This window comes from Clostridium estertheticum, from assembly GCF_011065935.2.
Classification (GTDB): domain Bacteria; phylum Bacillota; class Clostridia; order Clostridiales; family Clostridiaceae; genus Clostridium_AD; species Clostridium_AD estertheticum_A.
In genome coordinates, this window is record NZ_JAAMNH020000001.1 from 3430452 (window position 1) to 3445164 (window position 14713).

12 protein-coding genes and 1 pseudogene are annotated in these 14713 nt (G+C 32.2%); all 13 read right to left on the reverse strand.

Going from position 1 to position 14713, the window contains the following annotated elements; translation table 11 throughout:
- Nucleotides 1-91 precede the first annotated feature (91 nt).
- The 13 genes and pseudogenes from rpsO to rseP all read right to left on the reverse strand — a co-directional run bounded on the left by rpsO (nt 92) and on the right by rseP (nt 14703).
- Nucleotides 92-355 (reverse strand): 30S ribosomal protein S15, encoded by a 264-nt coding sequence (rpsO, locus tag G9F72_RS16310; protein ID WP_164955698.1) that lies wholly within the window; start codon nt 353-355, stop codon nt 92-94.
- Between the two features lie 138 nt (nt 356-493).
- Complete coding sequence (locus G9F72_RS16315) at nt 494-1411, reverse strand: bifunctional riboflavin kinase/FAD synthetase (RefSeq protein WP_164955699.1); 918 nt, start codon at nt 1409-1411, stop codon at nt 494-496.
- 13 nt (nt 1412-1424) lie between these two features.
- Nucleotides 1425-2294 (reverse strand): tRNA pseudouridine(55) synthase TruB, encoded by an 870-nt coding sequence (gene truB, locus G9F72_RS16320; RefSeq protein WP_164955700.1) that lies wholly within the window; start codon nt 2292-2294, stop codon nt 1425-1427.
- On the reverse strand, nt 2291-3253 hold the full coding sequence (locus G9F72_RS16325; RefSeq protein WP_164956062.1) for a DHH family phosphoesterase: 963 nt from the start codon (nt 3251-3253) through the stop codon (nt 2291-2293). The genes truB and G9F72_RS16325 overlap by 4 nt, the downstream gene beginning before the upstream one ends.
- Nucleotides 3254-3311: 58 nt before the next feature.
- Nucleotides 3312-3668 (reverse strand): annotated as a pseudogene (gene rbfA, locus G9F72_RS16330) (30S ribosome-binding factor RbfA); the annotation flags it as partial.
- 20 nt (nt 3669-3688) lie between these two features.
- Nucleotides 3689-5764: a translation initiation factor IF-2 gene (gene infB, locus G9F72_RS16335; protein WP_164955702.1), complete on the reverse strand. Its 2076-nt coding sequence runs from the start codon at nt 5762-5764 to the stop codon at nt 3689-3691.
- Nucleotides 5765-5769: 5 nt separating this feature from the next.
- Entirely contained in the window at nt 5770-6135 is a 366-nt protein-coding gene (locus G9F72_RS16340; RefSeq protein WP_164955703.1) for a ribosomal L7Ae/L30e/S12e/Gadd45 family protein, read from the reverse strand.
- The gene (gene rnpM / locus G9F72_RS16345) at nt 6125-6412 is read right to left on the reverse strand and encodes an RNase P modulator RnpM (RefSeq protein ID WP_164955704.1); all 288 of its coding nucleotides are present in this window, start codon (nt 6410-6412) and stop codon (nt 6125-6127) included. The genes G9F72_RS16340 and rnpM overlap by 11 nt, the downstream gene beginning before the upstream one ends.
- Before the next feature lie 11 nt (nt 6413-6423).
- Nucleotides 6424-7530 carry a transcription termination factor NusA gene (nusA, locus tag G9F72_RS16350; protein WP_164955705.1) on the reverse strand — a complete coding sequence of 369 codons (1107 nt, stop codon included), beginning with the start codon at nt 7528-7530 and terminating at the stop codon, nt 6424-6426.
- A gap of 13 nt (nt 7531-7543) precedes the next feature.
- Nucleotides 7544-8005, reverse strand: a complete 462-nt coding sequence (rimP, locus tag G9F72_RS16355; protein ID WP_164955706.1) for a ribosome maturation factor RimP — start codon at nt 8003-8005, stop codon at nt 7544-7546.
- A gap of 221 nt (nt 8006-8226) precedes the next feature.
- A complete protein-coding gene (locus tag G9F72_RS16360; protein WP_164955707.1) occupies nt 8227-12576 on the reverse strand; it encodes a PolC-type DNA polymerase III in 4350 nt (1449 codons plus the stop codon).
- A gap of 24 nt (nt 12577-12600) precedes the next feature.
- Nucleotides 12601-13659 carry a flavodoxin-dependent (E)-4-hydroxy-3-methylbut-2-enyl-diphosphate synthase gene (gene ispG / locus G9F72_RS16365; protein WP_187356025.1) on the reverse strand — a complete coding sequence of 353 codons (1059 nt, stop codon included), beginning with the start codon at nt 13657-13659 and terminating at the stop codon, nt 12601-12603.
- Between the two features lie 12 nt (nt 13660-13671).
- Nucleotides 13672-14703 (reverse strand): RIP metalloprotease RseP, encoded by a 1032-nt coding sequence (rseP, locus tag G9F72_RS16370; protein ID WP_164955708.1) that lies wholly within the window; start codon nt 14701-14703, stop codon nt 13672-13674.
- Between the last annotated feature and the right edge of the window lie 10 nt (nt 14704-14713).

Genomic DNA, 14713 nt, shown 5'->3' on the forward strand with positions numbered 1-14713 from the left:
CTAATATTATTAACTAATATACGTGTTTTTAACTCTAATTTATATTTTTTTACTAATACTTAAAATAATAGAGCGGCTAAGCCGCTCTTAATTACTTTCTTAGTCCAAGTTCTGCAAGAATTGCACGATATCTTTCAATATCCTGGTTCTTTAAGTAACCTAACATACCTTTTCTTTGTCCAACCATCATTAATAGACCTCTTCTTGAATGGTGATCTTTTTTATGAATTTTTAAGTGTTCAGTTAACTCTAAAATTCTTTCAGTAAGTAGTGCGATTTGCACTTCTGGAGAACCTGTATCTCCTTCATGTCTCGCATGTTTTACCATTATTTCTTGTTTTGTAGCCTTTTGCATTTTACAACACCTCCGAATATAATCCCCATATTCCAAGTACATCGTTGGCGATTCGGTGAACTTAGGATAAGGTTCAAATCAATTATAACAAACTAAAATTAAATTGTAAATTAATTTTTACATCTTATCGCAGTTTTTCTATTTTTTTTGCTTTAAAGCATATTCTTTATCTTTTATAAGTTGTTGCCTTAGTTCCTCAATGGTATCAAATTTCACTTCATCTCTTATTCTGTTTACAAAGTAAATTTTAACTATTTCACCATAGATTTGTTTATCAAAGTTCAAGATATACGTTTCCACCGATAGCTTCCCACCTTCTACAGTAGGATTATATCCTATATTAGTTATAGCTTTATAAATATTATTATCATACTCAGCTAGTGTATAGTATACCCCTCCTTTAGGAAGAATATATTGTTTTTTGTAATTTAAATTTACAGTTGGAAATCCAATAGTTCTGCCAAGTTGTTTTCCTTTAATTACTTCGCCAGTAATAGTGTGTGGTCTTCCTAAAAGTTCATTTGCTTTAATTATATCTCCCTCAGCTATAAGGTGGCGAATGCTAGAACTACTTACTACTTCATTGTTAACACTAATGGCCTCACAAACATATAGTTTATATCCTAGTATGCTACTATATTTTTGAAGCATTTCTACATCGCCTAAATTTTTATATCCAAATCTATAATTAAAACCAACAACTATTCCCTTTGCATTATAGAATTTAACCATGTTTTTTATGAACGCTTCTGGAGTTATCTTCATAAACTCTTTATCAAAATTAACTAAATTCACTATGTCAATTCCTGTGTTCTCTAATAATCCTAGTTTAGTGTCATTATCCATTATGAGCTTTGGACAAATCTCTTTGTTGATAACAGACAATGGATGATTTTTAAAAGTACAAATCATACTTTTTGCATTATTCTCTTTTGATAATTCCACCGTTCTATTTATAAGATACATATGTCCTAAATGGAGTCCATCAAAACTTCCTAAGGCAATGTATGTTGGATATTTAAACTTTGTTTTAAAATTATCTTTTATAATTTCCATTTTTAATATACTCCTATATAAATGATTTTATTAGCCTAACACCATCATTACCTTTATCTGCAATCCCAATAAAGTCATTGTTATTATTATAGATACTATACATTTTTTCACTTTCAAACTTAGAAGCTAAAGTTTTATCTTTAACTACAACACCATTTAATAAGAACTTAACGAATCTATCCTCGATGGTAATTTTAGTATTATTTTGAAAAATACTTTCTATAGGCATAATATGCCCATTTACATTTTCTTCATTTAAATCCTGAATATTTATAGCATCTTCAATATGAAATTGCCCTGTAGCTGTTCTTTGCAAGTTCCACATCATACCACCACATTTTAATAATTCTCCAATATCATAACATAGACTTCTAATATATGTACCCTTAGAGCATTTAACCCTAAAGTTCACGTAAGGTATTTTAATAGAACTAATTTCTATGTCATAAATTGTTATAGCTCTCGCTTCTCTCTCTATTTCTATCCCAGCCCTTGCCAGTTCATAAAGTTTTTTTCCATTAACCTTTAGCGCTGAGTACATAGGAGGAACTTGTTTTATTTCTCCTATAAATGAATTAATCGCACGTGTAATTTCATCTTCACTTGCATTGACCTCACACTCATGTAGAATTTTGCCTTCTCTATCATAAGTATCTGTAATAACGCCCAACTTAAGTTCAGTTTCATAAATTTTAAAGTCCCCCATTATATAGTCAATAGCTTTTGTTGCTTTTCCTATACAAACAGGTAAAACCCCGCTAGCCTCAGGGTCTAGAGTGCCAGCGTGGCCTACTTTTTTTATATGACTGATTTTTTTTATTATGCGAACTACATCAAAAGAGGTCATTCCTGTAGGTTTAAATACATTTAATATACCATTCATTTTATCAACTCTTTTTCTATAATTTCCAGCAGTTTCACTTTAGTATCATGAAAATCCCCTTCTGTGAAAAAACCTGAAGCTCTAATATGCCCACCACCGTTAAATACTTCCGCAATTTTGCTAACATCAACTAGTGATTTAGATCTTAAACTCACTTTAACACCATTTTCAGCATCTTTTATAAGAATAGTAACTTCAACCGTATCGATGGAAGCACCAAAAGCAATAACATCTGATGTATCTTCGGAAACAGTCTCATATTTTTCAAGCATGCTTTTAGATATATACATAATACACACTTTAGAGTTAAGTTCTGAAGTCATGTTATTAATAACTTCTCCATAAAATTTTATTTTTTCAAATTTCTTATTTTCAAAAATCATTCTATGTATGTTACTAAATTCTATACCTGTATTAATAAGTTCACCTGCTATATTATGAGTTACTGCTGTAGTACTTGAATGTTTAAAGGAGCCTGTATCTGTAAGTAGTGAGGTGTACAAGCATGTACTTATTTCTTTATCTAATTCCACATGAAGAAGTCTAAGCACTTCATATACAATTTCTCCAACTGCAGAAGCGCTTGTATCTACAAAATTTACATCTCCATATAAATCATTAGATAAGTGGTGATCCATATTAATTAATTCAAACTTTTTATTTTGCATACATAAATTTGCATTAATTCTTTTGAAATCACCACAATCCAACACTATGACACACTCTGTATCCACTAATGGTTCAATTATTTCACCATTAATTTCATTGGAGCATGGCAAAAATAGAAAAGCTTGTGGCATAACCTCTTTTGAAATTATATAAACTTCCTTTTTTAATTTTCTAAGTCCAATAAGTAAAGCCAGCGCACTACCTAATGAATCACCATCAGGTGAACTGTGAAAAGTTATAGCAATTTTTTTAAATAGCTTTATTCTATCAACAATTTCATTAATTTTCATTGCTATCTTCGTCATTACCATTTTCTTCATTTATATCTTCATCATTTATGTTTTCTTCATCAAGTTTTTCTTTTTCCTTTATTTGATGAAAAATACCTTCTAAATGTATCGCACGTTCTATAGTTTCATCTACCTCTATGAGAACTTGAGGAACATGTCTTAGCTTAACATGAGCCCCTATTTCTTTTCTCATAAGACCAGTTGAACTCTTAAGTGCTTGTATTGTTTCTTTCTTAGACTCTTCGCTACCAAATATACTAACATAAATCTTTGTATAGCTTAGGTCTTTTGTTGTGTCTACTTTTGTTACACTTACCATAGCACTTTTTCTTGGATCCTTTATTTTGTTTTGAATTGTATTGCTTACTTCTTTTTTAATTTCTTCATTTATTCTACCATTTCTATAATTAACCATACAACTCACTACTCCTTATATTAAGCTAATTTGGGTTTTACTTCTTCCATTATGAAAGCTTCAATAATGTCGCCTTCTTTAATGTCATTGAATTTTTCTACACTTAATCCACACTCATATCCTGCAGCAACCTCTTTTGCATCATCTTTAAATCTCTTCAATGAAGCTAAAGTTGATTCAGTTATTACTATTCCATTTCTAAGAACACGTACACTACTATTTCTTGTAATCTTACCGTTTAATACATAAGACCCAGCTATTGTTCCTACGTTTGAAACTTTATATATTTGTCTTATTTCAACTCTACCTAAAACAACTTCTTTAAATACAGGATCTAGCATACCCACCATTGCAGCTTTTATATCATCAAGAGCATTATAAATTATTCTATAAGTCTTAATTTCTACCTTCTCTTTTTCTCCGATTAAAGCAGCATTGTTATCTGGTCTTACATTAAACCCTATAATTATTGCATTTGAAGCAGCTGCAAGTATAACATCTGTTTCTGTAATTGCTCCAACTCCAGAATGTATAACTCTTACTTTAACATTATCAGTAGATAGTTTTTCAAGTGATTGGCGTACAGCCTCTACAGATCCTTGAACGTCAGCTTTAACAATAACACCAAGTTCTTTAACAGATCCTTCTTGTATTTGACTATATAAGTTTTCCATGGAAACTCTATTACTAGATTGAAAATGCTCTTCTCTTGATTTTAATTTTCTACTTTCAGCCATGTTTCTTGCAGTTTTCTCATCTTTAACTACATTAAATCTATCTCCAGCTGCTGGCACTTCAGATAATCCAAGTATTTCTACTGGTATCGAAGGTCCTGCAGTTTTTATTTTGTTACCCTTATCATCAAACATTGCTCTTATTCTTCCATAAGTTAAACCAACTATTATAGAATCTCCAGTGTTTAATGTACCATTTTGTACGAGTAGTGTAGCAAGAGGACCTCTACCTTTATCAAGTTTTGCTTCAATTACAGTTCCTTTTGCACTTCTGCTAGGGTTTGCTTTTAGTTCTAGCATTTCTGCTGTAATTAATACCATTTCAAGCAAAGTGTCTATACCCTCTTTAGTATGCGCTGATACTGGAACACAAATTGTGTCTCCACCCCAATCTTCAGCTACAAGGCCATATTCTGTTAATTCTTGCTTAACTTTATCAACATTAGCTCCTGGTCTATCTATTTTGTTTATAGCTACTATCATTGGTACTTTAGCAGCCTTACAATGATTTATAGCTTCTGCAGTTTGAGGCATAATACCATCATCTGCAGCTACAACAAGTATAACAATATCTGTTATTTGTGCACCTCTAGCTCTCATTGCTGTGAAAGCTTCATGACCAGGTGTATCTAAAAATGTAATTTTTTCTCCATTAATATTAACCGTATAGGCACCTATATGTTGCGTGATTCCGCCCGCTTCTGTTTCAGTGACCTTAGCTTTTCTAATACAATCAAGTAATGATGTCTTACCATGGTCAACATGACCCATAACTGTTACAACAGCTGGCTTTTTAGCTGTTGCTAAATCTGCATCAATATCTTCCACTTCTTCATCGTCAGCAATTTTGCCTTCTTCTTCTTCTTTGAGTACTGCAAGTGCACCATATTTTTCTATTACTTTCTCAGCTGTAGCAAAATCAATTTCTTGGTTCATTCCAGCCATAACACCTATGAAAATAAGCTGTTTTATTACTTCAACATAAGGTCTCTTTAATGTGTCAGCTAAGTCCTTAACTGTAATAGAACTTTCTATAACTACAACCTCATCATCTATTGCTTCAACACTATTGTTACCATTTCCCAGTTCGTCTCTACCTTTTCTACCTCTTTTTCTAATAACTACTTTGTTAGCATCTTCATTAGCTATATTTTCATAGTGCTCTACTGTTTCATTTTTTTCATCTTTAAGTCCTGAATTTTCATCACTATAAAGTTCCTTTATTAACTCAGCATCCTCTTCCTCAATCACACTCATATGATTCTTGGCTTTTATACTAAACTCTTCGAATAGTACATTAATTAATTCTTTACTTGACACTTCTAATTCTTTTGCTAATTCATATATTCTGACTTTTGCCAAATCATTCACCCCCGAAATTTAATTTCTTCATTTTCTTCATTTTCTTCATTTTCTTCATTTTCTTTATTTTCTTCATTCCATAAGCTGAGTAGTTTAATACTCATTCTTTTATCATTTACACACAAAACATTAATTTCTGCTCTTCCAAGACACTTACCTAAAACCTCATTGGATACTCCTTCTATAAGTGGTATATTGTTTTTAATACTAAATCTTTTAAATTTATCTTTAGTATTTGTGGAGCTTTCCTCAGACAGTATCATAAGGGTTCCTCTTCCATGTGACAACGCATCTTCACATTGATTGTAACCTTCAATAAGTTTGCCTGCCTTCTTAGTTAAACCTAAAAATTGAAAAAATTTATTGTTCATTATTTACCTCATCTTTAGGATCTATCTGAGCCTTCAGTGTTCCATAAATTTCTTCACTTATTTTTCCACCTAAATTTCGCTCTAATCTTTTTGTCTTAAAAGATTTTTCAAAGCATTCTATATTTTTACAAATATATGCACCTCTACCTGGCTTTTTCCCGGACAAATCTATAGAAATTTCTCCTTCTTTGCTACGAACTATACGTAACAATTCTTTTTTACATTTCATTTCCATACAACCTGTACACATGCGCTGAGGTATTTTTTTAACCTTCATAAAGCTATCACCTACTCCTGCGTAATGGTTTGAATTACTTTATTTTCAATAGTTTCCATTGCTTCCATCTTATATTGAGCTTGAGTTCTACTTTTAATATCAATTTTCCAACCTGTGAGTCTTGCAGCAAGCCTAACATTTTGACCTTCTTTTCCTATAGCTAGAGATAATTGATTATCTTCAACTATAACCTTTGCTGATTTAGAAGCTTCTTCAACTACTACATTCAACACTTTTGCTGGACTTAAAGCATTTGAAATATACTCTTCAGATTTTTTGCTCCACTTAATAATATCAATTTTTTCGTTTCTTAACTCATTAACTATATTTTGAACTCTAATGCCCTTTGGTCCAACACAAGCTCCCATAGCATCAACATTTTCATCATTTGAATATACTGCAATTTTAGTCCTTGAACCTGCTTCTCTTGAAATACTTTTAATTTCAACAACTCCACCAAAAACCTCTGGCACCTCCAGTTCAAATAATCGTTTTACAAGACCTGGATGAGTTCTTGATACTCCTATTTGAGCACCTTTAGTAGTATTTTTAACCTCAACAATATATAGTTTTAGTTTTTCGTTAAAATTATATTCCTCGCCGGGCATTTGCTCATTAGCTCCAAGCACAGCTTCAATCTTGCCTAAGTCTATAAATACATTGCCTCTATCTTTTCTAATAACGCTTCCTGTAATAATATCAAATTCTTTGGTAATAAATTCATTGTAGATGATATTTCTTTCTGCTTCTTTAATTCTCTGAATAACTACTTGTTTTGCAGATTGTGCAGCTATTCTTCCGAATTTTCTTGGAGTAACCTCAATATCAACAATATCATCAATTTGATATCTAGGACTATATTCTTTAGCTTCTTCCAGTGATATTTCATTAACTTCTTCAACCACTTCTTCTACAACTACTTTTTGACCATAAACATGTATTTCACCTGTTTCTCTATTCATTGATACTTTTACATTTTGGCTATTGCTGGATAACGTAGCATAATTTTTCTTATATGCTGCAACTAATGCATCTTCAATAGTTTGAAAAAGTAAATCTTCACTGATTCCCTTTTGATCTACAATTTCTCTCAATGCTTCAATAAATTCCTGATTCATTTTAACATCCTCCTTACAGCACTGGCTTCAAATTCACAATGGAAATCTTTTCTTTAGGAATAGATATATTATTCCCCTCATATTGAATTTCTATTTGCATATCAGAAAATCCTAATAAATTACCCTCAAATTTTTTCTTGCCCTCATATAGACTATTTAAATTAACTAATACATTCTGGCCAATGTATTTTTCAAGATGATTATCGTTATATAAAGTTCTCTCGATTCCTGGAGAGGAGACTTCTAAACAGTAACTATCAGTTATTGGGTCTTCTACATCTAATATTTCACTCGTGGCTCTGCTGACTTTTTCACAATCTTCTAAAGATATTCCATTAGCACTATCTATATAAATTCTCAGAAAATTTTCTCCTGCCTCTTTTACATACTCTATATGATATAATTCAACATTATTTTTTTCTACTATTGGCTCAGTTATTTTTCTAAGTTTCTGTATCAAGGTATCATTTTTCATTTTAACACCCTCCTTTTATTAATATTTTCTACAATTATTAACATAATTAATCATAATATTATAATTAAAACGCAACCATGAGTTGCGTTTCAATAAATAGAGAGTAGGCGGGCCTACTCTCTTACAATAAAATTCTCTCTTACAATAAAATTATCAGCGATAACCAATATATATTATTCTATCATATAAAATTTGCTATTTCAAGGGCTAATTACATTTCCCTAAAAAAACGACAGCTGATTTGTCTCAGGTAACCCTTTTAAGCATCCATGATTGGCTAATGCTTCAACAACTGTTTTAGAAATTTTACAACGAGTTCTTAAATCTTCTTTTGAAATGAACTCACCTTCATCTCTTAAGGCGACTATGCTTTTGGCAGCATTTTCTCCTACACCCTCAAGTCCATTTAGTGGTGGTCTTATAGCATCATCTTCAATTTTAAATTTAACAGCATCAGATTTATAAAGGTCCACATTTAATAATTTAATTCCTCTTTTAAACATTTCATAAGATAACTCAAGCGTTGTAAGAAGTCCCTTTTCTTTAGTTCCTATATCGTTACCCAAAGCACCTAATTCATCCATTTTAAGTTTTATAGCGCTCTCACCTTTTGCAATCAAATCCGCATCAAAGTCATCTGCCCTTATTGTAAAGTAAGTTGCATAGTATTCCTTAGGATAATAAACCTTATGGTATGCTATTCTTACCGCCATCATTACATAGGCTACTGCATGACCTTTAGGAAACATATACTTTATCTTTTTACATGATTCTATATACCAATCAGGTACATCATGTTCTCTCATTACCTTCTCATCATCTTCCTTAAGTCCCTTACCTTTTCTTACGCTCTCCATGATAGTAAATGCAGTCTTAGGAGGAAGTTCCTTTTGCATTAGATATACCATTATATCATCTCTTGTAGAAATACAATCTTTTAATGTGGTAAATCCTTCTTTAATATAATATTGTGCATTATTAATCCATACATCCGTACCATGTGATAATCCTGAAATTCTAACCAAATCAGCAAAAGATTTTGGTTGTGTATCTAAAAGCATCTGTCTAACGAATTTTGTACCAAACTCCGGCAGACCATAACTTCCTACTTCACACCCTAATTCTTTAATGGTGAGCCCCAATGCTTTTGGTGAGGTAAATAAACTTATAACCTTAGGATCTGATAATGGGATAGTTTTGGGGTCAAGGCCAGTTAAGTCTTGAAGCATCCTAAGCACTGTAGGATCATCATGACCAAGTATATCAAGTTTTAATAGCCTTCCACTTATGGAATGGTAATCAAAATGTGTTGTAACAATATCTGATGTTGGATCATCAGCTGGGTGTTGTACTGGGCAAAAATTATATATCTCATTGTCGCTTGGTACAACCATAATTCCACCCGGATGTTGCCCCGAGGTTCTCTTAACACCAGTGCAGCCCAGAACCAGTCGTTCTATTTCAGCTTGAGGCACCGTAATGTCTTTTTCTCCCAAATATTTTTTTACATATCCATAAGCAGTCTTGTCAGCAATTGTTCCAATGGTCCCAGCCTTGAATGTATGCCCTTTCCCAAATAGTACTTCTGTATACCTATGAATATCTGCTTGATTTTCTCCTGAAAAATTCAAATCTATATCCGGTTCTTTATCTCCTTCGAAGCCTAAGAATGTTTCAAATGGGATATCGTGCCCATCTTTCATATATTGTGCACCACAACTTGGACATACTTTTTCAGGTAAATCAGCACCTGATCCAATAGATCCATCTAAAAAAAATTCACTCTTTTTACAATTTGGACATACATAATGAGGTGGCAGACCGTTTACTTCTGTTATATTAGACATATTGGCTACAAAGGAAGATCCAACTGAACCTCTCGACCCTACTAAATAACCATCTGCAAGGGACTTAGTCACTAATTTTTCAGCTATTAGATAAAGTACAGCATATCCATTATTTATTATAGAGTTTAATTCCTTGTCCAACCTTTTTTGTACTACTTCTGGTAAGGACTCCCCATATATTGAATGGACTTTATCCAAGGTCATCTTGCGAATTTCCTCTTCTGCACCTGGTATTTTAGGTGGAAAAGTTCCATCTGGTATTGGTTTTATAACTTCTATCAAATCAGCAATTTTATTTGGACTGAAAATTACAACTTCCCTGCATTTTTTTTCTCCTAAATAAGCAAACTCCTTTAACATCTCATTAGTAGTTTTAAAATATAGCGGTGGTTGGTCATCTGCATCTGAAAAACCTTTACCAGCCATCAGAATTTTTCTAAACACTTCATCAGAGGCGTCTAAAAAGTGTACATCTCCTGTAGCAACTACCGGTAAATTATTTTTTTCTCCTAATGCACATATTTTCTTATTAATATCCATTAATTCATTTTCATCTTTTACCATACCATTTTTAATTAAGAATTTATTATTTAGGAGAGGTTGTATTTCTAAATAATCATAAAATTCTACAATACTTGTAAGGTCTTCTTCCGATTTTCCTTGAAGCACTTCCTTGTATACTTGCCCAGCTTCACAGGCAGATCCAATTATAAGACCTTCTCTATACTTTTCAATTAATGTCTTAGGAAGTCTAGGTCTTCTATGGAAATATTCTAAATTTGAAATTGAAATTAGCTTATAAAGATTTTTAAGACCTATTAGATTTTTTACCAAAATAATAACATGATAAGTATTTGCCTTTTTTATATCGAAATCGCCTAAAAACTTTTTATTTAGTGTATTGAGATCTAAAATGTCTTTTTCTTTTAATAAACCGAAACAATGTAATAGTATATCTGCAGTAGCTTTAGCATCGTCTACGGCTCTATGATGATTTTCTAGTGAAATGCCTAAATGCTTAGCCACTGTGCTGAGCTTAAAGCGTTTAAGAGTTGGTAGTAAAAACTTTGCTAGTGGAATTGTATCCATAATTGCATTTTCAAACACGAGCCCTAACCTCTGTGAATTTTTTATAATAAAAGCTATATCAAAAGCAGCATTATGAGCTACCACCACACTACCCTGCACAAATTCTAAAAACCTAGGAAGTATTTCATCAATAGAGTCTGCGTCCTCCACCATTTCGTTTGTTATTCCAGTAAGTTCTGTAATCTTATAAGGTATATCTATTCCTGGATTTACAAATTCATTAAATCTGTCTACTATTTTTCCATTCTCAATTTTAACTGCCCCAATTTCAGTAATTCTATCATTTTCACTGGATAGCCCTGTTGTTTCTATATCAAAGACTACAAACCGATCATCTAAACTTTCATTCTTATTATTAATAACAATAGGAACTCCATCATCTACAAGGTAACCCTCTACACCGTATATAATCTTAATATTATTCTTTTTAGCTGCATCCATGGCCTCTGGAAAAGCTTGTACTACACCATGATCAGTTATTGCTACTGCAGAGTGCCCCCATTTAGCAGCTCTTTCAACAAGTTTACTTGTGGAAGTCATTCCATCCATAGCACTCATTTGAGTGTGCATATGAAGTTCAACTCTTTTTTCCTGCGCATTATCCATTCTTTCTATTTTCTTTAGCTTTACTATATCTCTTGCCATTACAACAACCTCTTTTGCATAGGTGTCATAACTTGCTTCTCCACGCACCTTACAATAAAGTCCTACTTTAATTTCATCCATTATCTTTTCTACATCTTTAGGCTTTGGAAAACATTTCACTGTAATGGAGCTTGAATAATCCGTAATAAAAAACGTTATAATTATTCTACCAGTTTTTGTTTCTAATATATTTACTTTAAAAATATCACCACAGGCACATACTATTCCTGCAGTTTCATTTATATCTTTTATTTCTATATTTTCACCATTTATATTTCTGCCCATTATAGTGTTTTCATCTGCAACCTCATTCTTTTTATAGCCTTGTCCGCCGCCTTTATTCCATTTGTTACCATTCCCAAAATCTTTATTTTGACTATTTCCTTGGCTATTACCTTGAGGTTTATCTTTCTTTTCTACATTTATGTTTTTAATAATTTCATTTATTACAGTTTGATTTTCTTTTTCCTTTTTACCAAAATCCTCTTCCTTAGAAAGTTCACTATTGTGTTCTAATTTTACAAGTGAATTAACTCCGAACATATCATTTATAGTGTTTTTTAAAAGAACTTCTATGTTTTTATCTCTTAGAATCTTGCACATAAAATCATTACCACACTGAATTTTCAGTATGCCATGCTCAATAATCCTAGAAGATTTTAATAAACTATCCTTGCTGGATGGTTGTGAGGTAGCTATTACATTGACTACATCTACCCAAAACTTATCTGATACATCTTCTATTGTGGCATTTGATACATCTTGGTAACAAATTAACTGTATATCTTCAAAACTACTTAACCGTTTCGAAATAATATTCTTGATTAATAGTGTTTTATAATCATCTATATTCTCAAAAGATTTGATTATTACTCTTAATTTGTTGCTTTTTTTAAGGTATTGAACTCTCAATACCTTAATATCATCTACTAATGTTTGTTCATTAGAATCAAAATCATTTTTTAACATTTCAGCTAGGCTTACATTCATTAGTATTCCTCCTGATGTGACATTTTATAATTTATCTATCTCTCGAAGAAGTTCTTCCACTAAATCTTCTTCCTTAACGGTTTTAATTATTTCACCTTTTTTAAATATAAGACCAATTCCGTTGCCTCCAGCGATGCCAATATCAGCTTCTCTTGCTTCACCTGGACCATTTACGGCGCATCCCATTATTGCAATTTTTATGTTCTTATGGCAATTTGCCAATCTTTCCTCTACTTCATTTGCAATTTTTATAAGATTAATTTGAGTTCTGCCACAAGTAGGGCATGATACAAATTTAATTCCCTCATCAATATAACCTAGTGATTTTAAAATTTCTATGCCAACTTTAACCTCGTCTACTACCTCACCAGTTAGCGATACTCTTATAGTATCTCCAATTCCAAGGGCTAGTAGTGCTCCAATGCCCACACTTGATTTTATTGTTCCTCGCCATGTAGTTCCTGCCTCAGTAACACCTAAGTGCAATGGATAGTCTACCTTGCCTGATATTAATTTATAACTTTCAATCATCATGACTACATCAGAAGATTTTATAGAAATAACTATATCATAAAAATTTAAACTCTCTAATATTTCAACATGTCTTAAGGCACTTTCAACTAATGCCTCTGCGCATACATGACCATACTTTTCAAGAATATCTTTTTCTAGGGAGCCTGAATTAACACCAATTCTAATGGGGATGTTCTTATCACTGGCAGCCTTTGCAACTAATTTTATTTTATCTAGACTTCCAATATTACCTGGATTAATTCTTAATTTAGATATCCCGTTCTCAATAGATTTTAATGCTAGCCTATAGTCAAAATGAATATCCGCAACTAAGGGTATGTGAATCCTTTTTACGATATCTTTAATAGCTTCCGCCGCTAGCATATCAGGCACAGCGCATCGTATAATGTCACAGCCTGCCTCTTCTAACAAAAGAATTTGGTTTACAGTAGCCTCTACATCTCTAGTATCAGTGTTTGTCATAGATTGCACCGCGACTTTTGAATCTCCACCTATATATATATTTCCAATTTTAATCTTTCTAGTTTTTCTTGTTCTTATATCTTTCATAGTCTCCATCTCCTAAAATTTTAGTGGACTAACTATATCCTTTATGACTACGAACACCATAAATGCCATTAAAATCATAAATCCAATATAATTTACAGCTCCAACTTTCTTATCATCTAATTTCTTACCTGATATTATTTCAAATAACAATATAAAAATCCATCCTCCATCTAGTGCTGGGAAAGGTATTATGTTTAATATTCCTAGTTGCACACTTAACATTGCTGTTAACATCATTAAATTTATTATTCCAGTTTGTGCAGCCATTGTTGAAATTCTTATTATACTTATTGGTCCACCTACATCATTTACTGAAACTTGCCCGTGAAATAAGCTCCCCAAAAATCCGAAAATTAGTTTTGATGTGCTAATAGTTTGATTAAATCCATAACTTGCGATTTCGCCAAAGTTCATTTTTTCTTGTGTACCACTGACTCCTATCATATATCTATTTTCTTTCTCGTTTTTAATAGGGGTCAAAGTGATTTCTTTCACTTTTGAATCTCTAAGTATTTCAATATTCATACTTTTCCCTTTAGCAACAGAAAGTTCATTTATAAATTGCTCCCATTTGTCTATACTAACTTTATTAACCTTAGTAATCTTGTCTCCAACTTGCATACCAGCCTTCATAGCCGCACCATTAGGGACTACTTCCCCTATTACTGGCACTATTTTCCCTGTCGTAGCGCCTATAATAGCAAATAAAACCACTGCCAATATTATATTCATAATTGCACCAGCAGAAACTATGCTTAATTTTTGAAGAGGAGTTTTATTGTTGAAAGCTCTCGGATCATCACTGACTTCATTTTCCCCTTCCATCTTAACATAGCCACCAATAGGAAACGCTTTAATCAAATACTCCGTTTCTTTTCCTTTTATTCCAAAAAGTTTTGGACCCATTCCTAGTGAAAACTCATGAACTTTTACTCCATTTAGTTTAGCTAGAGTAAAATGACCCAATTCATGTATTATAATCAAAAGACTAAATGCTAATATAGCCATAATAAAATATGGTATGTTTGCTATAATACTACTCATAATAATTCCC